25 protein-coding genes are annotated in these 20,904 nt (G+C 73.8%); 3 read left to right on the top strand and 22 right to left on the bottom strand.

Annotated elements, in window-relative coordinates:
• The first annotated feature begins 23 nt into the window (after positions 1-23).
• Positions 24-437, top strand: a complete 414-nt coding sequence (locus K329_RS0101000; RefSeq protein WP_028471600.1) for a hypothetical protein — start codon at positions 24-26, stop codon at positions 435-437.
• Here the strand turns inward: K329_RS0101000 and K329_RS0101005 are convergent.
• The 21 genes from K329_RS0101005 to dut form a co-directional block, all read right to left on the bottom strand.
• Positions 383-1,741, bottom strand: coding sequence for a dihydrolipoyl dehydrogenase family protein (locus K329_RS0101005; RefSeq protein WP_052336218.1), 1,359 nt, complete (start codon positions 1,739-1,741; stop codon positions 383-385). The genes K329_RS0101000 and K329_RS0101005 overlap by 55 nt on opposite strands.
• Positions 1,742-1,812: 71 nt before the next feature.
• Positions 1,813-2,823 carry an NADPH:quinone reductase gene (locus K329_RS0101010; RefSeq protein ID WP_028471602.1) on the bottom strand — a complete coding sequence of 337 codons (1,011 nt, stop codon included), beginning with the start codon at positions 2,821-2,823 and terminating at the stop codon, positions 1,813-1,815.
• Between the two features lie 59 nt (positions 2,824-2,882).
• Complete coding sequence (locus K329_RS23730) at positions 2,883-4,211, bottom strand: MinD/ParA family ATP-binding protein (RefSeq protein ID WP_245596399.1); 1,329 nt, start codon at positions 4,209-4,211, stop codon at positions 2,883-2,885.
• Between the two features lie 89 nt (positions 4,212-4,300).
• A complete protein-coding gene (gene nusB / locus K329_RS0101020) occupies positions 4,301-4,708 on the bottom strand; it encodes a transcription antitermination factor NusB (protein ID WP_028471603.1) in 408 nt (135 codons plus the stop codon).
• Positions 4,708-5,271 carry an elongation factor P gene (gene efp / locus K329_RS0101025; RefSeq protein ID WP_028471604.1) on the bottom strand — a complete coding sequence of 188 codons (564 nt, stop codon included), beginning with the start codon at positions 5,269-5,271 and terminating at the stop codon, positions 4,708-4,710. Before efp ends, nusB begins: the two co-directional genes overlap by 1 nt.
• 78 nt (positions 5,272-5,349) lie before the next feature.
• On the bottom strand, positions 5,350-5,814 hold the full coding sequence (locus K329_RS0101030) for a type II 3-dehydroquinate dehydratase (RefSeq protein WP_028471605.1): 465 nt from the start codon (positions 5,812-5,814) through the stop codon (positions 5,350-5,352).
• A gap of 32 nt (positions 5,815-5,846) precedes the next feature.
• On the bottom strand, positions 5,847-6,959 hold the full coding sequence (gene aroB, locus K329_RS0101035; protein ID WP_028471606.1) for a 3-dehydroquinate synthase: 1,113 nt from the start codon (positions 6,957-6,959) through the stop codon (positions 5,847-5,849).
• Positions 6,952-7,488: a shikimate kinase gene (locus K329_RS0101040; protein ID WP_342665394.1), complete on the bottom strand. Its 537-nt coding sequence runs from the start codon at positions 7,486-7,488 to the stop codon at positions 6,952-6,954. Before K329_RS0101040 ends, aroB begins: the two co-directional genes overlap by 8 nt.
• On the bottom strand, positions 7,485-8,684 hold the full coding sequence (gene aroC, locus K329_RS0101045; RefSeq protein ID WP_028471608.1) for a chorismate synthase: 1,200 nt from the start codon (positions 8,682-8,684) through the stop codon (positions 7,485-7,487). Before aroC ends, K329_RS0101040 begins: the two co-directional genes overlap by 4 nt.
• An 84-nt stretch (positions 8,685-8,768) precedes the next feature.
• Complete coding sequence (locus tag K329_RS29185; protein WP_052336219.1) at positions 8,769-9,542, bottom strand: prepilin peptidase; 774 nt, start codon at positions 9,540-9,542, stop codon at positions 8,769-8,771.
• A gap of 11 nt (positions 9,543-9,553) precedes the next feature.
• Entirely contained in the window at positions 9,554-10,414 is an 861-nt protein-coding gene (locus K329_RS0101055; RefSeq protein ID WP_028471609.1) for a shikimate dehydrogenase, read from the bottom strand.
• Positions 10,389-11,609, bottom strand: coding sequence for an endolytic transglycosylase MltG (gene mltG, locus K329_RS0101060; RefSeq protein WP_028471610.1), 1,221 nt, complete (start codon positions 11,607-11,609; stop codon positions 10,389-10,391). Before mltG ends, K329_RS0101055 begins: the two co-directional genes overlap by 26 nt.
• Positions 11,602-12,063 (bottom strand): Holliday junction resolvase RuvX, encoded by a 462-nt coding sequence (gene ruvX, locus K329_RS0101065; protein WP_028471611.1) that lies wholly within the window; start codon positions 12,061-12,063, stop codon positions 11,602-11,604. Before ruvX ends, mltG begins: the two co-directional genes overlap by 8 nt.
• 13 nt (positions 12,064-12,076) lie before the next feature.
• Positions 12,077-14,767, bottom strand: a complete 2,691-nt coding sequence (alaS, locus tag K329_RS0101070; protein ID WP_028471612.1) for an alanine--tRNA ligase — start codon at positions 14,765-14,767, stop codon at positions 12,077-12,079.
• The gene (locus K329_RS0101075; protein ID WP_028471613.1) at positions 14,767-15,102 is read right to left on the bottom strand and encodes a DUF6167 family protein; all 336 of its coding nucleotides are present in this window, start codon (positions 15,100-15,102) and stop codon (positions 14,767-14,769) included. The genes alaS and K329_RS0101075 overlap by 1 nt, the downstream gene beginning before the upstream one ends.
• Complete coding sequence (locus K329_RS0101080) at positions 15,099-15,695, bottom strand: hypothetical protein (protein ID WP_028471614.1); 597 nt, start codon at positions 15,693-15,695, stop codon at positions 15,099-15,101. Before K329_RS0101080 ends, K329_RS0101075 begins: the two co-directional genes overlap by 4 nt.
• 25 nt (positions 15,696-15,720) lie before the next feature.
• Entirely contained in the window at positions 15,721-17,121 is a 1,401-nt protein-coding gene (locus K329_RS0101085) for a replication-associated recombination protein A (RefSeq protein WP_043641828.1), read from the bottom strand.
• Positions 17,122-17,131: 10 nt separating this feature from the next.
• Positions 17,132-17,869: a DUF3159 domain-containing protein gene (locus K329_RS23740; RefSeq protein ID WP_043641831.1), complete on the bottom strand. Its 738-nt coding sequence runs from the start codon at positions 17,867-17,869 to the stop codon at positions 17,132-17,134.
• Positions 17,862-18,254 carry an OB-fold nucleic acid binding domain-containing protein gene (locus K329_RS0101095; protein ID WP_028471616.1) on the bottom strand — a complete coding sequence of 131 codons (393 nt, stop codon included), beginning with the start codon at positions 18,252-18,254 and terminating at the stop codon, positions 17,862-17,864. Before K329_RS0101095 ends, K329_RS23740 begins: the two co-directional genes overlap by 8 nt.
• Positions 18,255-18,258: 4 nt before the next feature.
• On the bottom strand, positions 18,259-18,900 hold the full coding sequence (locus K329_RS0101100; RefSeq protein ID WP_028471617.1) for a DUF3710 domain-containing protein: 642 nt from the start codon (positions 18,898-18,900) through the stop codon (positions 18,259-18,261).
• The gene (gene dut / locus K329_RS23745) at positions 18,897-19,412 is read right to left on the bottom strand and encodes a dUTP diphosphatase (RefSeq protein WP_084540899.1); all 516 of its coding nucleotides are present in this window, start codon (positions 19,410-19,412) and stop codon (positions 18,897-18,899) included. The genes K329_RS0101100 and dut overlap by 4 nt, the downstream gene beginning before the upstream one ends.
• A gap of 89 nt (positions 19,413-19,501) precedes the next feature.
• Between dut and K329_RS0101110 the strand changes: the two genes are divergently transcribed.
• Both K329_RS0101110 and K329_RS0101115 read left to right on the top strand, forming a co-directional pair.
• Positions 19,502-19,960, top strand: a complete 459-nt coding sequence (locus K329_RS0101110; RefSeq protein WP_028471618.1) for a DUF3093 domain-containing protein — start codon at positions 19,502-19,504, stop codon at positions 19,958-19,960.
• 128 nt (positions 19,961-20,088) lie between these two features.
• Complete coding sequence (locus K329_RS0101115; RefSeq protein WP_028471619.1) at positions 20,089-20,421, top strand: DUF4235 domain-containing protein; 333 nt, start codon at positions 20,089-20,091, stop codon at positions 20,419-20,421.
• Positions 20,422-20,516: 95 nt separating this feature from the next.
• Here the strand turns inward: K329_RS0101115 and K329_RS0101120 are convergent, their stop codons facing one another.
• Positions 20,517-20,807 carry a DUF4193 domain-containing protein gene (locus K329_RS0101120; protein WP_028471620.1) on the bottom strand — a complete coding sequence of 97 codons (291 nt, stop codon included), beginning with the start codon at positions 20,805-20,807 and terminating at the stop codon, positions 20,517-20,519.
• Between the last annotated feature and the right edge of the window lie 97 nt (positions 20,808-20,904).

The following is a 20,904-nucleotide window of genomic DNA, read 5'->3' on the forward strand; positions in this document are numbered from 1 at the left end:
TTCGCCGGCGGTACGGTGACGGGATGCGTGGACGCTCCCCCGCCCCCGGCCGGCTCGCCCGTCTCCTGGCGTGGCGGCCCTACCACCTGCGCACCACGATCGTGCTGGTGGCGCTCACGCTGGCGTGCGCCGCCACGTCGGCCGTGATGTTCCTGCGCGGCGGCACGATCGAGGACGGCTGGCCGATCCTCCTCGCCGTCGTCGCCGGGTTCCTGGTCGTCCCGACGGCGCTGGTGATCCGCGACGACGGCTTCGGCACCTGGTCCGGCGGCGGCCGGGACCACTCGCCGTACGTGGTCGACACCACCCCCGTCCACCACGACGGATCGCCGACCCGGCACGTCTGCAACGGGCCTGCACCGCAGAGCTGCCGGCTCGGCGCTCAGTGCGGGAGCCGCCAGAGCACGGTCTCGATCGCGCGGTGGTACGTCGGGTAGGCGAAGTGCATCGTGCGCAGCACCTCGATCGGCGTCCGGGCGTGCACGGCGACCGCCAGGAGACCGAGGACCTCGCCCGCCGTCGGGCCCGCGACCGTCGCGCCGACGAGCACCCCGGCCTCGGTGTCGGCCACCAGCTTCATCACGCCGGCGGCCTCGTCGAGCCACCCGCGGGCGCCCAGGTCACCGGTCGCGACGGCCACGTCCAGGCCGGCGTCGCGGGCCTGCTGCTCGGTGAGACCGACGGCCGCCACCTCCGGCTCCGTGTAGGTCACGCGGGTCACGGCGCGGTAGTCGGCCCACGGGCCGTCCTCGCCGAGGAGGTCGCGCACGGCGACGCGGGCCTGGTAGTTCGAGACGTGGGTGAAGGCGCCCTTGCCGGTGATGTCGCCGACGGCCCACAGCCCGCCGTCGGCGGCGGCCGTCACCCGCAGGTGGTCGTCGACCTCGAGCGGACCGTCGGTCGGCACGCCGACGGTCTCGAGGCCGAGGTCGTCGAGCTGCAGCGTGCGACCGGCCGCCACGAGCAGCTTCTCGCTGGTGAGCGTCTCGGCGCCCACGGTGACCGAGAAGTGCCCGTCGGTGTAGGACACGCGCTCGAGCGCCTGTCCCAGCACCAGCCGGACCCCGTCGGCCGCCAGGGCGTCGCCCAGCACCGTCGCCGCCTCCGGCTCGTCCTTCGGCAGCAGGCGCTCGGCCACGTCGACCAGGGTCGTCGTCACGCCGAAGCGCGCGAACACCTGGGAGAGCTCGGCGCCGATCGGCCCGCCGCCGACCACGACGACCGAGGCCGGCAGGTCGGTGATCGCGACGACGTCGCGGTTCGTCCAGTACGGCGTGCCCGCGAGGCCGTCGACCGGGGGGACGGCCGGTCGCGTGCCGACGTTGAGCACCACGCCGCGGCGCGCGACGTACGTCGTCTCCCCCACCCGCACGCGCCGGGGACCGACGAGGCGACCACGCCCGCGCACGACCCGTCCGCCGTGCTTCTCCAGGCGCTCGACGAACGGGCCGTCGCTCCAGTCGTGGGTGGCGTCCTCGCGGATGCGGCGCACCACGTGGGCCCAGTCCGGCGCACCCTCGGCGGCGTGCCGGGCCCCCGAGATCATCAGCTTCGACGGCACGCAGCCGTAGAAGGGACACTCCCCGCCGACGAGGTTCTCCTCCACGGCCACCACGTCCAGACCGGCCTTGCCCGCCAGCCCGGCGACGGTCTCGCCGCCCGGGCCGACACCCAGCACGACCACGTCCACCTCGACCTCGTCGGCGGCCGGGGAGGGAGCGGGGGCGTCGGCGTCCGTCATGCGCTCAGCCAACCAGGTCGGGCCTCACGGCGCGCTCACTGGTCGGCTCACTCGTCGGCTCAGTCGTCGGCTCAGTCGTCGGAGATGTCGATCAGGACCTTGCCGACCACGCCGCCCTCGACGGCGTCGTGGGCCTCGGCGAGGCGCTCCAGCGGGTAGCGGTGCAGCGGCAGGCCCGCCTCCTCACCGACGTGGAAGGCACCGGCGGCGACGGCCGCGGTCACGTCCTCCAGCGCATGGGCGAGCAGCTCGCGGTCGAGCGTGTAGACGATGAGGCCCTGGAACCGCAGGTTCTTGCTGAAGGTCTCCCGCACCGGCATCGAGAAGGAGTCGCCACCGTTGTTGGCGTAGTAGGCGATCGTGCCGTGGTTGCGCACGACCTCGACGTCGATGCCGATGTTCTGCGCCGGGGACACCTCGACGACGAGGTCGACGCCGTCGGGGGCGACCTCCCGCACGGCGGCGACGACGTCCTGGGTCGTGTAGTCGACGACGTGGTGCGCACCGGCGGCGCGGGCCAGCGCGGCCTTCTCATCGCTGCTCACGGTGGTGACGACCGTCGCCCCGGCCCACACGGCCAGCTGGACGGCCGCGTTGCCCACGGCACCGGCGCCGCCGGCGACCAGCACCGTCGTCCCCGCCATCGTGCCCGGCGCCAGCCGGTCGACGTCGCCGCTGGTGAGCGCGCGGTGGGCGGTCACGGCGGGCACGCCGAGGTCGGCGCCGACGTCGTACGACACGCCCTCGGGCAGCTTCGTCACGAACGCCGCCGGCTGCACCGTCTGGTCGACCGCGGTGCCGTAGGGGCGCTGGTACTGCGCAAGGACGAGCCAGACCCGGTCGCCGACCGCGAGGTCGGTGACGCCCTCGCCGAGGGCGTCGACGACGCCGGCCCCGTCCTGGCCGGGCGCGACCTCGTCGAAGTCGGAGCCCATGACCGCGCGGAACTTCCAGTCGGTGGGGTTGACGCCCGCCCGCACGAGGCGCACGCGCACCTCGCCGGGGCCCGGCTCGGGCACGGGGCGGTCCACGAGGTGCAGGACGGAGGACGGACCGGTCTCGGTGTAGACGACTGCTCGCATACAGGGGCCAACGATCGAGCGGGGTCCCGATGTTCCCGCCCGCTCCCGCGACCGGTCGCTCAGAGCGCCTCGGCCATGCCGGCGCAGGCCCGGAGCCACGACCGCTGCGTGGCCACCGACAGCTCGGCGTAGGGCACGACCGAGCCGGAGACGAGCACCGGGTCGTACGGCACCCGGTAGACCGCCCGGGTGCGCTGCTCGTAGACGCTCACCAGGTCCTTCGCCAGCTGGTCGTCGACCTTCGGCGACGGGTCCGAGAGCACCGTGACCGTCTTCTGCTTGAGGTCGGCGTAGCCGGCGTCGGTGAGGGCGTCGAGCATCCACAACCCGCTGTACCCCGTGTCCTCCCGCACCGTGCTGGTGACCACGAGCAGGTCGGCCGTCTGGGCGGCCGCGAGCCAGTTCTCGGCCCGCATGTTGTTGCCGGTGTCGACGAGGATCACGCGATAGAAGCGCTCGAGCAGGGCGTGCACGGCGCGGAAGTCGTCGGCCCGGATGGTGCCGGTGACGTCGGGACGCTCGTCGGAGGCCAGCACGTCGAAGTGGGCGTCGCCCTGCGAGCGTACGAAGGCCCCCAGGTCGCCGATCCGGGACTGGTAGACGTCGTTGAACTTCTCGAGGTCCTCGAGCAGCTCCCGGGTGGTGTTGCGGTGCTCGCCGCGCGTCCCCCGGATGCCGAGGGTGCCGCGCGTCTCGTTGTTGTCCCAGGCGACCACGCCGCCGCCGCGCACCGTGCCGAACGTGTAGCCGGCGGCCAGCACGCCCGTCGTCTTCGCCGCACCGCCCTTCGGGTTCAGGAACGCGATCGTGCGCGGGCCGTCGAAGTCGCGCTGGATCGCCCGGCGCTGCAGCTCGTTCTCGACCTCCGCCCGCCCCATCTGCGGCTTCACGGCGCCGCCGGTCCAGCGTCGTACGCGACCACGCCACCCCCACGTCGCGGGGCCCAGCGGCAGGTCACCGGCCCGGCGGTCGAGGAAGTCGGTGGCCGACATGAAGCGGGGCACCTCCGCCGGCGGGTAGGCGGTGACCACGGCCGGTACGGCGCTCCCGGGCGGCGCCGGGACGGGGGCGGGCGCCTGCGCTCGTGCCTGCGCCGGGACGGGGCCGCCACCCGGCAGGGGCGGCAGGTCGCCGTACCCGCTGCTCTCCGGCCGCGCGATGCGTCGTCCCGCGACGGGCTGGGTGTGCTCCGCGGGCTGCTGCTGGGCGGACTGGTGGGAGGGCTGGTGCGCAGCCGCCTCCTCCTGCTCGCGCCACGCGGTGTACGCCGCCAGCTCGTCCGCCGAGTAGAGCCGCTCGCTCGTGCCGGCGTCGAGGTGCGACGGACCGGGACTGCCGAAGCTCTGGGGCGAGGGCTGCTCGGGAGGCTGCGCGGGAGGCTGGGACACGGGCGACCTTCTCGTGCTCGCGGGCGATGGGACGGGCGCGCGCACCTACCCCTGCCGGCGACCGGGCAAACCCCGCGCTGGTCCTCCGGTCAGCCGACCTCGGGCCGGTTGCGCACCACGGCCGCGAGGACGCCGTTCACGAAGCCGGGCGAGTCGTCGGTCGAGAGGTCGCCGACCAGCGAGAGCGCCTCGCTGATCGCCACCGCGTCGTCGACGTCCTCGGCCCAGAGGATCTCGTAGACCCCGAGCCGCAGCACGTTGCGGTCGACGGCCGGCATGCGCTCGAGCGTCCAGCCCTCGGCCCGCGTCGTGAGGATCTCGTCGATCTCGGCGAGGTGCTCGGAGACGCCCCGCACCAGCGTCGAGGTGTACGGGTTGTTCGGCGGCTCGCCGTCCGCGATCGCCGTGTCGAGCGCCGCCGCCGGGTTCTCCCCGCGCATCTCGGCGCCGAAGAGCACGTCGAGGGCGCGCTTGCGGGCCTTGGTCCGGGCTCCCATCAGCTGCTGACGCGGCCCAGGTAGGAGGAGTCGCGGGTGTCGACCTTGATCTTCTCGCCCGTGGTGATGAAGAGCGGCACCTGCACGGTGGCGCCCGTCTCGACCGTCGCGGGCTTGGTGCCGCCGGTGGAGCGGTCGCCCTGGAGACCGGGCTCGGTGTAGGTCACGACGAGCTCGACCGAGGCCGGCAGCTCGATGTAGAGCACGCGGCCGTCGTTCGTGGCCACGATGGCCTCCTGGTTCTCCAGGAGGAAGTCGCTGGCGTCGCCGACGATCTCGGGAGCGACCTCGAGCTGCTCGTAGCTCTGGACGTCCATGAAGACGTACGACGTGCCGTCGTTGTAGAGGTACTGCATCGTCCGCTTGTCGACGTTCGCGATGTCGACCTTGACGTCGGCGTTGAACGTCTTGTCGACGGTCTTGCCCGACTCGATGTTCTTCAGCTTGGAGCGCACGACCGCGCCGCCCTTGCCGGGCTTGTGGTGCTGGAACCAGATGACCTGCCAGAGCTGGCCGTCGAGGTTGAGCACCATGCCGTTCTTCAGGTCGTTCGTCGTTGCCATGCGCGCGTCTTCGCCTTTGGTCGTCGGAGGAGTCGGAGCGGGAGCGTGCCGGACCTGCGTCGGGCACGGCGGGGAAGTCTAGCCCGTCGCCCCGTCGGCCACGACTTCCAGCGCCTCGCGGTAGCCGTCGACGCCCTTGCCCTTCACCACGGCGACCGCGTGGGCGGTGACGACCGAGGAGTGCCGCCAGGTCTCCGGGCGTGCCTCGGGGTCGGAGAGGTGGACCTCCACGAGCGGGGCGGTGAGCTGCGCGCAGGCGTCGTACACGGCGTAGGAGTAGTGCGTCCACGCGGCGGCGTTGAGCACGACCGGGGTGCCGTCGTCGGCGGCGGCGTTGAGCCAGTCGACCATCACGCCCTCGTGGTTGGTCTGCCGGACCTCGACGGCCAGGCCGAGGTCGCTGCCCCAGCCCTCGCAGAGGCCGACGAGGTCGGCGTACGTCGTGCGGCCGTAGATCTCGGGCTGCCGCTTGCCGAGGCGCCCGAGGTTGGGGCCGTTGAGCACCAGCACGGTGCGGGCGGGCTGTGCCGCGGTGTCCGTCATCGTCGTCTCCTCCACATCGCCGGGCGGCGGGCTCAGCGGCCCGCGGCCATCACGTCGTACGCGGCCCGCAGGTCGGCCTCGTCGGGGCCGGCGAGCACGCGCGGTCGCGCGAGCCCGTCGAGCACGACGAAGCGCAGCCGGTCGCCGCGCGACTTCTTGTCGACCCGCATCGAGGCGTGCAGGTCGTCGAACGAGGCGCCCGCGTACGACGTGGGCAGGCCGACCGCGGCCAGCGTGCTCGCGTGCCGCGCGGCCGTCGCGTCGTCGAGGTGGCCCGTACGGCGGGCGAGCTCGGCGACGTAGACCATGCCGACACCGACGGCCTCGCCGTGGCGCATCTCGTAGGCCTCGGCCCGCTCGATGGCGTGCGCCATCGTGTGGCCGTAGTTGAGCGCCTCGCGGCCGGGGTGGACCGCACCGGCGGCGCCGGCCGTCTCGCGCAGGTCGCCGACGACGACGTCGATCTTGACCTGAACCGAGCGCAGCACCAGCTCGCGGAGCACGGCGCTCGTCGGGTCGGCCGCTCCGGCCGGGTCGGCCTCGACGAGCGCGAGGATCTCGGGGTCGGCGATGAAGCCGCACTTCACGACCTCGCCGAGCCCGCTGACCAGCTCGTCGTGGGGCAGCGTCGTCAGGGTCGCGAGGTCGCAGACGACGCCGGCGGGCTCGTGGAAGGAGCCGACGAGGTTCTTGCCGGCGGACGTGTTCATGCCGGTCTTGCCGCCGACCGCCGCGTCGACCATGCCCAGCAGGGTGGTCGGCACGTGGACGACCTTCACCCCGCGCAGCCAGGTGGCGGCGACGAAGCCGCCCATGTCGGTGGTCGCACCGCCGCCGACGGTGACCACGGCGTCGGAGCGGGTGAAGCCGGCCTGGCCCAGCGCGTCCCACGCGGAGACGGCGACGGCGGCCGTCTTGGCGCCCTCGCCCTCGGGCAGCGGCAGCTCGAGCACGGTGAGACCGGCCGCGGCCAGGTCGTCCAGCACCGGGGCCGCCAGGTGGCGCAGGCCGTCGGGGAAGAGGACGGCGACGCGGCGGACGTCCTCGCCCAGCATCGGCAGGACGGCGGACCCCACTCCCGCGCCGACCACCACGTCGTACGGTGACGCGCCCCCGACGTGGAGGGTGGCCGGCCCGTCAGACACGCGCGTCCTCGAGGCGGGCGGTGATCTCGGCCGCCACCTCGACGGGCTCGCGACCGTCGGTGTCGACCACGATCGTCGCGACCGACTCGTAGATCGGCGTGCGCTCGTCGAGCAGCGTCTTGATGCGCGTGCGCACGCCGCCGAGGAGCATGGGGCGCGAGCTGCCGAGGCCCACCCGGCGGACCGCCTCGGCGAGGCCCACGCGCAGGAACACGACGGTGTGGTCGGCGAGGTGGCCGCGGGTGCCGTCGTCCATCACGGAGCCGCCGCCGAGCGCCAGCACGCCCTCGTGCCCGGTCAGCCCGGCGATGACGGCCTCCCGCTCGAGCGCCCGGAAGTGGGCCTCGCCCTCGGTGACGAAGATGTCGGAGATCTCGCGCCCCTCGGCGGCCACGATGTCGGCGTCGCTGTCGCGGAAGGCCACGCCCCAGCGCTGGGCGAGGACCTCGCCGACCGTCGTCTTGCCGGCGCCCATGGAGCCGATGAGGACGACCCGCGGACGCACGGGCACCCGCCCGGCGCCGGTCACCGGAACCTCAGCGCGTCGAGGTAGGTCTCCACGTTGCGGCGGGTCTCGCTCACGGCGTCGCCGCCGAACTTCTCGGTGACGGCGTCGGCCAGCACGAGCGCGACCATCGCCTCGGCGACGATGCCGGCGGCCGGCACCGCGCAGACGTCGGAGCGCTGGTGGTGGGCCGCCGTGGCCTCTCCGGTGGCGACGTCGACCGTGCGGAGCGCGCGCGGGATGGTCGCGATCGGCTTCATGGCGGCCCGGACCCGGAGCGTCTCCCCCGTGCTCATGCCGCCCTCGGTGCCGCCGGCACGGCCCGACGTACGACGCAGCCCGAGCGCGTTCGCGGCACCACCGGGGGTGTCGGCCACGATCTCGTCGTGGGCCAGCGAGCCGGGGGTGGCGGCGAGCTCGAAGCCGTCGCCGACCTCGACGCCCTTGATGGCCTGGATGCCCATGAGGGCGCCGGCGAGGCGGGAGTCGAGACGACGGTCCCAGTGCACGTGGGAGCCCAGCCCCGGCGGCAGGCCGTGGACGACGACCTCGACGACGCCACCGAGGGTGTCGCCGTCCTTGTGGGCCTGGTCGATGCGCTCGACCATCGCCCGGCTCGCCTCGGGGTCGAGGCACCGCACCGGGTCCTCGTCGAGGCGCGCGACGTCGTCGGGGCCGGGCACGGAGCCGGCGGGGGCGGGCACCCCACCGAGCTCGACGACGTGGGAGACGATCCGGGCGTCGGTGGTCTGCTCGAGGAACGCGGCCGCGACGGCGCCGAGCGCGACGCGCGCCGCGGTCTCGCGGGCGGAGGCGCGCTCGAGGATCGGACGGGCCTCGTCGAAGTCGTACTTCTGCATGCCGACGAGATCGGCGTGGCCGGGCCGGGGGCGCGTGAGCGCGGCGTTGCGGGCGCTGCTGGCGAGCTCGTCGGGGTCGACCGGGTCGGCCGCCATGACCTTCTCCCACTTCGGCCACTCGGTGTTGCCCACCTCGATGGCGACGGGACCGCCCTGCGACCGCCCGTGGCGGACGCCACCGATGAAGCGGACCTCGTCGGCCTCGAACTTCATGCGGGCACCGCGGCCGTAGCCGAGCCGGCGACGGGCGAGGGCATCGGCGACGTCGGCCGAGGTGATCTGGACGTGGGCGGGGAGACCTTCGAGGATCGCGACGAGCGCCGGACCGTGCGACTCCCCCGCGGTGAGCCAACGGAGCATGGGCGGAAGTCTGTCACGTGCCTCCGGTCACCCGGTCGGCCCTCCCGGCGGCGAGACGGCGGGATCGGGCGGGATCCGTCGGGGTCAGGCGCCGAGGTTCGGCATGACCGCCGGGCCGATCAGGAGGCCGAGCAGCGCCCCGGCCAGCATGAAGGGACCGAACGGGTAGGCCTTGCGGTCGATGACCCGCAGCAGCATCAGCAGACCGGCGATCACCCCGCCCAGCAGGAACGGCAGGTAGAGGCCAACCGCGGTCTCCGGCCACCCCGCCCAGCCGAGCACCGCACCCAGCAGGCCGGAGAGCCGGACGTCCCCGAAGCCCATCCACCGCGACTGGATCCGCCACAGCAGCCAGTAGACGAATCCCGCGACCAGGAAGCCCCAGCCCGCACGCCGCAGGTCCGCCGTGTCGCCCTCGGCGAGCGTCGCCACCACCATGAGGGCGCCGACCACGACGTACGACGGGTAGATCAGCCGCGTGGGCAGCAGCATCGTGCGCCAGTCGACGGTCGCGAGCGTGACGCCCACCGGCACGAGGTAGACGAGCCAGAGCAGCGGCCAGGACCAGCCGGCGTACGCGCCGACGACGGCGCCGAGGAGGCCGGAGACGACGGCGAACCACAGCCCGAGGCCCGGGGCGGCCGCCACCTCGGCGAAGGTCGGGAACACCGGGGCCGGCTCGCGGGCGGCGGCGCCGGGACCGGCGTCGACCTCGTCCTCGGGGTCGTCGGGGGGCTCGGGCACGCGGGCCAGGACGGCCGGCATGGCGAGGGCCAGGGCCGCCGCCACCGTGGCCGCGACGAGCGCGGTGTCGGCGTTCGCGCCCCAGTCGGTGCCCCAGGCGCTGCCCCAGTCCATGGCGGAAGACCCTAGCGGGCGGCGAGGGCGGCCAGGCCGGCCCCGCGCATGACCTCGACCGTCGTCGACTCCCCCGTGAACTGCTCGAACTGCAGGAGTGCCTGGTGGACGAGGAGGTCGAGGCCGTTGACCACCACGCCGCCGCGCGAGGTGGCGGCGTGGGCCAGCGGGGTCGGCCACGGGTCGTAGACCGCGTCGAACACCACGGGCGCGCCGGCGAGGGCGTCCAGGACCTCGTCGGTCTGGGCGTCGACGGGCACGGTCGCGGCCACCAGGTCGGCGGGTGCGGGTGCGGTCGCGAGGTGCTCGGCGAAGGTCGTGACGAGCACCTCGGGCACGTCGGGATGGGCGCGGACGGCGTCGACCGTCTCGCCGGCCCGCTCGGCCGAGCGCACGACCAGCGTGATGCGGCGGACCCCCAGCTCGCACAGCGCGAGGGAGAGCGACGTCGCCGTGGCCCCGCCGCCCAGGACGACGGCCGACCCGACCGCGTCGACGCCCCGCTCCCGCAGGGCCTCGACCGCGCCCGGGACGTCGGTGTTGTCGCCCCGCAGGCGGCCGTCGTCGAGCACCAGCGTGTTGACCGCCCCCGCGGCACGGGCGAGCGGCGTGACCTCGTCGGCCAGCGCCAGCGCCTCGCGCTTCAGCGGCATCGTCACCGACAGGCCCCGCCAGACCGGGTCGAGCCCGGTCACGAAGCCGAGCAGACCGCCGGCCTCGACGCGGTGGGCGTCGTACGTGAAGCCGCCCTCCCCGGAGAGGCCCTCCGCGGCGTACCCCGCGCGGTGGAGCGCCGGCGACAGCGAGTGGGCGATCGGGTCGCCGACGACGCCGCAGCGGCGTCGGTCAGTTCTGCTGGGCGCGTCGGACATTCGCGTTGTGCTCCTCGAGCGTCGCCGCGAACACCGACGAGTTCGAGCCGTCCCCGGCGGCGACGAAGAAGCAGTAGCCCTCGTCCGAGGGGTTGACCGCCCCCTCCATCGCCGTGCGGCCCGGGGTCGCGATCGGACCGGGCGGCAGACCGGCGAAGCGGTAGGTGTTGTAGGGGCTGGGCGAGGCACGGTCCTCGTCGGTGGTGAACGGCGTGTCGGTCTCGCCCTTGATGAAGTTGACCGTGGAGTCCATCTGGAGCAGCCCCTCGGGCACGCCGGCACACTGGTCCTCGAGCCGGTCGTAGATGACCTCCGCGACGGCGGGGCGCTCCTCGGGCAGCAGCACCTCCTTCTCGATGATGCTCGCCAGGGTCAGCAGCTCGAACTGGGTGTAGCCCGGGACCGCGTCGTCGACGAGGCCGACCTCGGTCGCCACCTCCTGCCAGCGCGCCACCATCTGGGTCAGGATGTCGACCGCCGTGGGCTCGGGTCCGAAGTTGTAGCTGTCGGGGAAGAGGTAGCCCTCGATGTTGCCGTTCGCCTCGGCCGGCAGGCCGATCGCCGGGTCCTCGGCGGCCGCCTCGAAGTCCGCGACCGGGATGCCCGTGGCGCCCGAGAGGAGCTCGAAGGTCTGGGGCGCGGTGCGACCGGCGGTGATGGTGATGCCGCCGGCACCACCGATGTAGTCGGCGTTGGTCATCAGCTCGGCCGCCTGCGCTCCGGACATGCCGGTGCACATGGAGCGCTCCCCGTCCCGGACGCTGCTGCTGGCGAGCGCGGTGGTGAAGGCACCGGAGGAGGCCACGACCCCCTCGTCGGCGAGCAGCTGGCCGATCTGGCCGGCGCTGTAGCCCGCTGGCACCGTGATCTGGACGTCGCCGGCACCCGTGGCGCACTCGGCCACCGAGGCGACGCCGTCGAAGTCCTCGGGCTCGCCCCCGCCGGCGAGGCGGTCGCTCACCCAGCTGACCCCGTAATAGAGGCCGCCGACGACCAGCGCGATCACCACCACGAAGACGAAGAGGCAGCCGAAGCGGCCCTTCTTCTTCTTCGCCCGGCGGTGCCCCGACGGTCGGGGGGCGCGCTCGTACTCGTCGTCGGGGTGGTGCTCGTCGTCGGGGTGGTACTCGTCGTCGGGGTGGTACTCGTCGTGCTCCTCCCCCGGCAGGTCGAGGGGAGAGTGCGAGTCAGTCATCGTGCTCCTCGAGGAGTTCGCCTGGCGCTGCCCCCGTGCTGCGCTCGGTGTCCAGAACGTGCTGCAGGATCACGACGGCGGCGGCCTGGTCGACCACCGCACGTCGCTTGCTGCCCTTGCGACCGCGTTCGCGGAGCATGTTCTCCGCTGAAACGGTGGTGAGTCTCTCATCGACCAGTCGGACGGGCGTCGGCCGCATCCGTTCGGCGAGCTCGTCGGTGAAGGCGCGGACCTTGACGGCCGCCGGTCCCTCGCCCCCGGACATCGACCGGGGCAGGCCGACCACGATCTCGATCGCCTCCTCCTCGTCGCGGATCGCGACGAGCCGGGCCAGGTCGCCGGCGCCCCGGGGGACGGTCTCGACCGGGGTCGCCAGGATCCCGGAGGGGTCGCACCGGGCGACCCCGATCCGGGCGTCGCCCGGGTCGATGCCGAGCCGCACTCCTCGTCGCACGCCGCCGGCCCGCTCAGCCCGCGGCCAGCACGGAGGCGATCTCCGCCGGCACGGCCGCCAGCGCGGCGTCGATGCCGCCGACGTCCGTGCCACCGCCCTGGGCGACGTCGTCCTTGCCGCCGCCCTTGCCGCCGACGTGCGGACCGACGGCCCGCACGAGCGCGTTGGCGCTGAGACCCCGGGCGCGGCCGGCGTCGTTGACCGCGGCCACGACGGACGGCTTGCCGCCACCGTCACCGATGACGACGACCGCGGCGGGCTGCGACGGGTCCAGGCGTCCCCGGACGTCCAGCGCGAGCGTGCGCACGTCGCCGCCCGAGGCGCCCGGCGCCCGCACCGCGACGAGGGCGACCCCGCCGATGTCCTGCGCCTGCGCAGCGAGCTCCGCCGTCCCCGCGAGCAGCTGCGCGAGGCGCGCGCGCTCCAGCTCCTTCTCGGCGGAGCGCAGACGCTCCACGAGGTCGCCGACGCGGCCCACCAGATCGTCCGGCTGGGCCTTGAGCAGGGTGGTCAGCTCGTTCACGACGTCGCGCTCGCGCGCCAGGTAGGCGAAGCCCTCGACGCCGGTGAACGCCTCGATGCGGCGGTTGCCGGAGCCGACCGACGCCTCGCCGGTGACGACGACCGTGCCGATCTGCGAGGCGTGGTCGACGTGCGTGCCACCGCAGAGCTCGCGCGACCAGGGGCCGCCGATCTCGACGACGCGCACCTTGGTGTTGTCGTAGGTCTCGCCGAAGAGCGCCAGGGCGCCCCACTCCTTGGCCTCGGCCAGCGTCATGTACTGCCAGCCGACGGGCAGGTCGGCCCGCAGTGCCTCGTTGGAGACCTGCTCGATGTCGCGCACCTGCGCGGGCGTGAGACCGGTCGTCCACCCGAAGTCGAGCCGCAGGTAGCCGGGACGGTTGTAGGAGCCCGACTGCAGCGCCGTGGGGCCGAGCACCTCGCGCAGGGCGGCGTGCACGACGTGCGTGCCCGAGTGCGCCTGCCGCGCGCCCGTGCGCCAGGCGGGATCGACCTGCGCGTGGAGCGTCGGCGCCTCGGCGGTCAGCTCACCGTCGACGACCCGCACCTGGTGCACGACGAGGCCCTTGACGGGGCGCTGGACGTCGAGCACCTCGAGGCGGCCGCCGTCGAACTCGATGATGCCGGCGTCGGCGGCCTGGCCGCCCGACTCGGCGTAGAAGGGTGTGCGGTCGAGCACGATCTCGCCGACGTCGCCGGCGGCGAGCACCGGCACCCGGGCGCCGGCCGCCAGCAGCGCCAGCGGGCGCGACTCGGTCTGCAGCGTCTCGTAGGCGAGCCACTCCGTCGGACCGTGCGCGTCGAGGACGGCCCGGTAGACCGACGTGTCGGCGTGCTGGCCCTTCTTGGCGCGGGCGTCCGCCTTGGCGCGCTCGCGCTGCTCGGCCATGAGGCCGCGGAAGCCGGGCTCGTCGACCGTGAGACCGGCCTCGGAGGCCATCTCGAGCGTGAGGTCGATCGGGAAGCCGTAGGTGTCGTGCAGGGCGAACGCCTTCGCGCCGGACAGCGCGGTGCCGCCGGAGCCCTTCACCTCGCCCGCCGCCAGGTCGAAGATCTGCGTGCCGGCCTGGAGCGTCTTGCGGAACGCCTCCTCCTCGGCGAACGCGACCCGGCTGATGCGGTCCCAGCCGGCCAGCAGCTCGGGGTAGCCCTCGGCCATCTTGTCGCGCGAGACCGGCAGCAGCTCGGGCAGCGACGGGTCCTCGTAGCCCAGCAGCCGCATCGAGCGGACCGCACGGCGCAGCAGGCGACGCAGCACGTAACCGCGCGCCTCGTTGCCGGGCGTCACGCCGTCGTTGATGAGCATCAGCGAGGAGCGCACGTGGTCGGCCACGACGCGGAAGCGCACGTCGTCGGCGGGGTCCGCGCCGTACCGGCGACCGGTCAGCTCCTGCGCCTTCTCGATGACGGGGAAGACCACGTCGATCTCGTACATGTTGTCCTTGCCCTGCAGCAGGTACGCGACCCGCTCCAGGCCCATGCCCGTGTCGATGTTCTTCGCCGGCAGCGAGCCCGCGATGTCGAAGTCCGACTTGCTGCGCACGGCGGAGAGCTCGTCCTGCATGAAGACGAGGTTCCAGAACTCCAGGTAGCGGTCGCCCGCGTCCCAGTCGCGGTCGGCGCCGTACGCCGGGCCGCGGTCGATGAGGATCTCGCTGCACGGGCCGCCGGGGCCGGGCACGCCCATCGACCAGTAGTTCTCGGACTTGCCGAGCCGCACGATGCGGTCGTCGGGCAGGCCGGTGATGCGGCGCCAGAGCGCGACGGCCTCGGGGTCGTCCTCGTAGACGCTCGGGTAGAGCACGGACTCGTCGAGACCGAACCCGCCGTCGGCGACGGACTTCGTGATCAGCTCCCAGGCGAGCGTGATCGCGCCCTCCTTGAAGTAGTCGCCGAAGGAGAAGTTGCCGCACATCTCGAAGAACGTGCCGTGACGCGTGGTCTTGCCGACCTCCTCGATGTCGAGGGTGCGCACGCACTTCTGGATGCTCGTGGCGCGGTCGTAGGGCGCGGTCTCCTGCCCCAGGAAGTAGGGCTTGAACGGCACCATGCCGGCGTTGACGAACAACAGGTTGGGGTCGTCGAGCAGCAGCGACGCCGACGGGACGACGGCGTGGTCCCCCACCGTCGCGTTGGTGGCGAAGTGGGAGGTGAACCGGCGGCGGATCTCCGCGGTGTCCATCAGTGGTGACCTTCCTGGCTGGTGCCCTGCTCGTCTCGAGCGGTGCTGGTGGGGGTACGGCGGGGGCCGGCGACGGCCAGTCCCGCGGGAGGATCGGTTCGGGTCCCGAGCTCGGGCAGGCCGTGGGGCGCGAGGCCGAACCGCTCGCGCAGCTCGTCCTCCTTCTCCCCGGATCCGGCGGAGAACTCCTCGGCGAGGAGCCGCGCGCCGAGCCGGAGCCCGGCGACCCGGTCACGGACCCCGTCGGGGGTGAACGCCTCGGCGACCCGTCGGGCGCGGACGGCGGCGTACACGCCGAGACCGGCCCCGGCGGCGAACCAGACCCCCCGGCTCACGCGACGTCCTCGTCGGGCACGGAGCCGACGCCCTGCGCGGCGCGCTGGCGGGCGTGGAGGTCGCGACGGGCCTGCTTCAGGTCGGCGCGGCGCTCCTTGCGGGAGCGACGCACCTCGCGGCGCACCTCGAAGCGGACGCGGTTGCGGGTCTCGGGGGCGAGGGCGCGGCGCACGCCGTACGTCGCGGACGCGGCCCGCACCAGCGTCTCGCGCAGGACGACGTCGGCGAAGAGCCGGCCGTCGATCCGCGCGGCGACGGGCTCGGCGACGTCCGCGCCGTCGGGGACGGGTGCGCCGTCACGGCCGAGCTGGGTGATGACGTAGTCGCCCCGGAGGTCGTCCTGGAGGTCACCCTGCTCGCCCCGGCGTCCGGGCACCCGGCCGCGGGACGGGGGGACGGGGGCGTCCGGGGTGCCGCGGAGGGCGACGTCGAGGTCGGCGCGCAGCGCGGCGGTGGCCTCGTGGGCGGCGTCCAGCTCGCGCCGGGTGCGTCGCTGGCTGCGCAGCACGACCACGCCCAGCAGGAGCACGGACGCGAGGGCCACGAGCGTGACGCCCAGCAGCACCAGGGACGTCGTCCGTTCGTCGGTCATGGGCCCTGACCTTATCCCGCGGACGTCAGCGACGGCCCGGCTGGCCGCCGGCCGCGCCGTCGTCGCCGCGCACGATCCGACGGATGCGCCGCCACCGCTCGCCGACCGCGGCCTCGGCACCGTTGGCGGTGGGCTCGTAGTAGGTCGCGTCGGCCACGGGCTCCGGCGCGTACTCCTGGGTCGCGATCGCGTACGGCGCGTCGTGGGCGTAGACGTAGGTCGCGCCGTGCCCGATCTTCTGCGCGCCCGCGTAGTGCGCGTCGCGGAGGTGGGGCGGCACCGTGCCGATCTTCCCGGCGCGGACGTCGGAGATCGACGCGTCCAGGGCGCGGGTCACGGCGTTCGACTTCGGGGCGACGGCGAGCGCGATCGTGGCCTGCGCGAGGTTGAACCTGGCCTCCGGCATCCCGATCAGCTGCACGGCCTGCGCGGCCGCGACGGCCGTGGTCATGGCCGTCGGGTCCGCCAGCCCGATGTCCTCGCTCGCCAGGATGACCAGGCGTCGGGCGATGAAGCGCGGGTCCTCCCCCGCCTCGAACATGCGCGCCAGGTAGTGCATCGCGGCGTCGGCGTCGGAGCCGCGCACCGACTTGATGAAGGCGCTGACGACGTCGTAGTGCTGGTCGCCCTGGCGGTCGTAGCGCACGGCGGCCTGGTCGACGGCCGTCTCCGTGGTCTCGAGGTCGATCACCTCGGACTCGCGCGACGCCGCGGCCGACGCCGCCGCCTCCAGGTAGGTCAGGGAGCGCCGGGCGTCGCCGCCCGCCATGCGCACGAGGTGGGAGCGGGCCTCGTCGGTGATGCCCACCGCCCCGGCCAGCCCGCGCTCGTCGACCAGCGCGAGGTCGATGACGCCCGCCACGTCGTCGTCGGTGAGCGACTGCAGCCGCAGCAGCAGCGAGCGCGACAGCAGCGGCGAGATGACGGAGAAGTAGGGGTTCTCGGTGGTCGCCGCCACCAGCGTCACCCACCGGTTCTCCACGCCGGGCAGCAGCGCGTCCTGCTGCGCCTTCGAGAAGCGGTGGACCTCGTCGACGAACAGCACCGTCTCGGTGCCGGTGCGCACCAGGTCGGAGCGGGCCGCGTCGATGGCGGCCCGCACCTCCTTCACGCCGGCCGAGACCGCGGAGACCTCGACGAAGCGCCGCGCGGTCTGCTGCGACACGATCGAGGCGATCGTCGTCTTGCCCGTCCCGGGCGGCCCCCACAGCAGCAGGCTGAGGGAGCGGTCGCCCTCGATGAGCTGGCGCAGCGGGGAGCCGGGGGCCCGCAGCTGCTCCTGGCCGACCAGTTCGTCGAGGGTGCGGGGACGCATCCGCACCGCCAGCGGTGCCGACGCGTGGTCGGCGGAGCTGAGGGAGCCCGAGCCCGACGTCGTACGACGCGGGCCGCCGGCGGTCTCGGGCACGTCGAAGAGGCCGTCCACCCTGTCGCTCCTAGGCCGTCTCGGGAGCGTCGGCCCCCGGCTGCGCGACCGGCGCGCCCTGGACCGGGGTGCGGTCGCGCGAGAGGAGCCAGATCATGCCGGCGAACGAGGCGATGCGCAGCGGCCAGCCGAGGCCGAGGCGGAGGGCGGCCAGCACGGCCACCGCGGTGCTCGCCGTCAGGGCGCCGCTGTTGCCGGCGAGCCAGACGGGACCCTGCAGCAGCACACCGATCGCCCCGGGCAGCACGAGCAACCACGTGAGCCTGGTGCACAGCTTCACGATCTGCTTGTCGTCGTGCCAGGCGGTGACGTCGCCGGTCACCGTGCCGATGAGGAAGCCCATCATCGGCCAGCCCACGACGCAGCTGAGACCGACGACGACCGTGTAGCCGGCGCTGTAGAGGATGCCGGGCAGGAAGTAGGCGAGGGCCTGGTCGTCGACGCTGCCCCCCGACCGGGCCGAGAGGTGGACGAACAGCCAGCCGATGCCGATGCCGAACAGCGCGTTCATGCAGTACTGCACCGTCGAGCGCTGCACCAGGCGGGCCGCGAGGAGCACGACCGCCACGCCCAGGCTGACGACGAGACCGAGCTGCAGCTCGCGGGTGCTCAGCCAGATGATCGTGAACACCAGCGTCGGCACCGCGGTCTCGACCAGGCCGCGGGCGCCGCCGAAGGCCGCCGAGAGCTGCTTGCGCACGACGGCCTCGACCGTCTCGACACCGACGACGGGGCGCTCGTCACTCACCGCCGCTCACCTCGACGCGCAGCTCGTAGCGGGGGTTGAACATCACGCGGACGCCGTCCTGCACGCCGACGCGCCCCTCGACCGTGATGGAGCGGCCGGCGCTGACGCCCTTGATGGCCCGGCGCCCGAGCCAGACGACGCTGATCGTGCCCGTGCCGTCGGACAGCTCGGCCTCGAGGGCCGGCACGCCGCCCCGGGGGCGGAGCGTGACCGTCGTCAGGGTGCCGAACAGCCGCACGCGCACCCGGTCGGGGGCGTCGGCGATGCAGACCCGCCCGGCGCCGCCGTGGTCGCGGCGCAGGTCGGCGGCCGCGCGGTCGAGCCGCTCGTCGCCGCGCGGGCGCGACCGGAACCCGAACCTGCGGCGTACCGCTTCCTCAGCCATGGGTCTACTTGATCCGGCGTGCCTGCTCGGGGACGGTGATCGGCAGCGCGTCGCCGACCGCCATCGGGGAGGTGCCCCGCCGTACGACGACCTGCGCCAGCACGTCCTCCCACTCGGCACCCGCGGTCGCGTCGACCGCCGGCCTGCCGATGACGGTCGCGCGGAGCATCCACCGGGGGCCGTTGACGCCGATGACGCGGGAGAGCTGCTGCGTGTCCTCGCCGTCGGCCTTCTTGACGGTGATCTCGCAGGCGAGCTCGGGGCCGAAGCGGCCCTCGCGCTCGACGGCCGTGCCGCCGCGACGCTCGGTCGCGGCCTTGATCTGCGGGAGGGTGTCGCCCCAGAGGTCGCCGTTGCGCGGCGCCGCGAAGGCCCGCAGCTCGATGGCGCCGTCGGCTCCGGCGATGAGCACCGCCTGGACGTTCTTGGTCTTCTCGTCGACCTGCAGCCGCACGTCGCGACCCTGGCCCGGCTCGATCAGCAGCGATCCCAGGTCGACGCGCTGCACCTCGAGGTCGACGTCGTCGACGTCGAAGGGGCCGGTGGTGACCTCCTCGACGCGGTCGGGCGCGCCGAACGACGGGGTCAACGCCGTCGGACCAGCGGCTCCGTTGCCCACGGGACGGGTCTTGCGGCGGAACTTCACTCACTTCTCCTCTGCGTGGCGGGGCGTGCTGGAGCAGCGGCCCCGAATCCCCCGGTAGAACCGTAACCGCCCGCCCCACGGTCGGACCCCGGGAGTACGTCGACCTCCGCGAACTCCGCGCGCTCGACCCGCTGCACGACGAGCTGGGCGATGCGGTCGCCGCGCCGCAGGGTCACGGGTTCCGCCGGGTCGAGGTTGACCAGGAGCACCTTGACCTCGCCCCGGTATCCCGCGTCCACGGTCCCGGGCGTGTTGACGATGGAGAGCCCGTGCCGTGCCGCGAGGCCCGACCGGGGGTGGACGAGCGCGACGTACCCGAACGGCAGCGCGATCGCGACGCCCGTCGGGACGAGCCGCCGCTCCCCCGGCGCCAGCACGACGTCGACCGCGGTGCGCAGGTCGGCGCCGGCGTCGCCGGGGTGGGCGTACGACGGGGGCTCGAGGTCGGGGTCGAGCCGCAGCAGCTCGACCCGCACGGGCGGGATCTCCGGGCCGGGAGGAGGGGTGCTCACGGTCGCGAATCTAGTCGTCCGCCGCCCCGTCGGGGCGGGCGGGCGGGCCGGTGGCGCGCCACCCGGTCGGCAGTGGGAAACTCTTCCGCGTGTACGCCGAACGTCTCACCGTCCCGCTGCGGTGGTGGGTGCAGGCCACCATGCTCGTGGCGACGTTCTGGCTCGCCTCGATCGTCGCCTTCCCCCTCGACCTGGCCTGGATCCCCTGGACCGTCACGGGGCTCCTGTTCCTCGGCATCGCCGCCGGGCTCGCGTCGTACGGACGCGCCCAGGTCGCCGTGACCGACCACCGCACCCTGGTGGCCGGCCCCGCCGAGATCGACCTCGACCTGGTGGGCGACGTCGTCGCGCTCGACGCCGACCAGACCCGCAGCACCGCCGGTCGTGACGCCGACGCCCGCGCCTTCCTCGTGCTGCGGCCCTACCTGCGCCACAGCGTCAAGGTCACGATCACGGATCCCTCGGACCCCGCGCCGTACTGGCTCGTGAGCTGCCGGCGGCCCGAGCGCGTCGTGGCGGCCGTCGAGGCCTCCCGCACGCACGGCTGACCCGCTGCCGGACCCGGTGCCGGGCACCCCGCGTGCGACCCCTGTCTAGGGTTGGGCCCACCGTCCCGCCGGACGGTGTGCCGACCCGGACGACCGGGGCGTCACCCGAGACCTCAGGAGGAAAGTCCATGGCGAAGGGATCCAAGGCCAAGAGCTCGAAGGCCTACTCGGCCGGTTCGGCCGTCGCCGCCATCGGCGCGGCCGCGGTGGCCAAGAAGGTGCTGACGACCTCGTGGCGCTCGGCGACCGGCAAGAACCCGCCGGCCAACCCCGCCGACCCGGACGTCGACCTCTGGGAGGCCGTCGCCTGGGCGGCCGCGAGCGGCACGCTCATCGCGATCGCCCGCATGTTCGCCGCCCGCAAGGCGGCGGAGTACTACGCCCGCTCGACCGGGCACCTGCCGGGCGAGCTGCAGAAGGACGGGCAGTCGGCGGCCGCGGCCCCGGCGCCCAGCCACTAGCAGTCGCCGACCGGCTGGTCAGCAGGTACGGCAACGGCCGAGGGCCGGACCCCGCGTGGGGTCCGGCCCTCGGCCGTTCTCGTGCTGGGTGCGCGTCAGGCGCAGTCGCGGCAGATCAGTCGCGTCGAGTCCGCGAGCTGGCTCCGGTGGTGCACCAGGAAGCAGCTCATGCAGGTGAACTCGTCGTCCTGCCGGGGCTTCACCTCGACAGCGAGCTCCTCGTGCGAGAGGTCGGCACCGGGCAGCTCGAAGGACTCAGCCGCCTCCGTCTCGTCCTCGTCGACCTTTCCGGAGTTCTTGTCGTGCCGACGCGCCTTGAGCTCCTCGATGCTCTCTTCGCTCTGGTCTTCCTCGGTCTTGCGAGGTGCGTCGTAGTCGGTTGCCATTCGTCAGTTCCCATCCCCGGGTCGTTCGTCCCTGTGCTCCGGCGCGGCAGATTGTGCACCATGCGTCCGGCGCGGCGCACACCGGCATCTCGATTCC

The organism is Nocardioides alkalitolerans DSM 16699 (assembly GCF_000426525.1).
GTDB classification, from domain to species: Bacteria; Actinomycetota; Actinomycetes; order Propionibacteriales; family Nocardioidaceae; genus Nocardioides; species Nocardioides alkalitolerans.

Coding starts and splice junctions, on each gene's coding strand:
- K329_RS0101120 (WP_028471620.1), bottom strand. CDS start 20,807: ATGGCAACCGACTACGACGCACCTCGCAAGACCGAGGAAGACCAGAGC.
- K329_RS29185 (WP_052336219.1), bottom strand. CDS start 9,542: ATGGACTGGGGCAGCGCCTGGGGCACCGACTGGGGCGCGAACGCCGAC.
- K329_RS0101095 (WP_028471616.1), bottom strand. CDS start 18,254: ATGGCTGAGGAAGCGGTACGCCGCAGGTTCGGGTTCCGGTCGCGCCCG.
- K329_RS0101055 (WP_028471609.1), bottom strand. CDS start 10,414: ATGTCCGACGCGCCCAGCAGAACTGACCGACGCCGCTGCGGCGTCGTC.
- K329_RS0101000 (WP_028471600.1), top strand. CDS start 24: ATGCGTGGACGCTCCCCCGCCCCCGGCCGGCTCGCCCGTCTCCTGGCG.
- efp (WP_028471604.1), bottom strand. CDS start 5,271: ATGGCAACGACGAACGACCTGAAGAACGGCATGGTGCTCAACCTCGAC.
- nusB (WP_028471603.1), bottom strand. CDS start 4,708: ATGGGAGCCCGGACCAAGGCCCGCAAGCGCGCCCTCGACGTGCTCTTC.
- mltG (WP_028471610.1), bottom strand. CDS start 11,609: ATGACTGACTCGCACTCTCCCCTCGACCTGCCGGGGGAGGAGCACGAC.
- K329_RS0101115 (WP_028471619.1), top strand. CDS start 20,089: ATGGCGAAGGGATCCAAGGCCAAGAGCTCGAAGGCCTACTCGGCCGGT.
- K329_RS0101030 (WP_028471605.1), bottom strand. CDS start 5,814: ATGACGGACACCGCGGCACAGCCCGCCCGCACCGTGCTGGTGCTCAAC.
- K329_RS0101080 (WP_028471614.1), bottom strand. CDS start 15,695: ATGACCGACGAACGGACGACGTCCCTGGTGCTGCTGGGCGTCACGCTC.
- K329_RS0101005 (WP_052336218.1), bottom strand. CDS start 1,741: ATGACGGACGCCGACGCCCCCGCTCCCTCCCCGGCCGCCGACGAGGTC.
- K329_RS0101010 (WP_028471602.1), bottom strand. CDS start 2,823: ATGCGAGCAGTCGTCTACACCGAGACCGGTCCGTCCTCCGTCCTGCAC.
- aroC (WP_028471608.1), bottom strand. CDS start 8,684: ATGCTCCGTTGGCTCACCGCGGGGGAGTCGCACGGTCCGGCGCTCGTC.
- alaS (WP_028471612.1), bottom strand. CDS start 14,767: ATGGACACCGCGGAGATCCGCCGCCGGTTCACCTCCCACTTCGCCACC.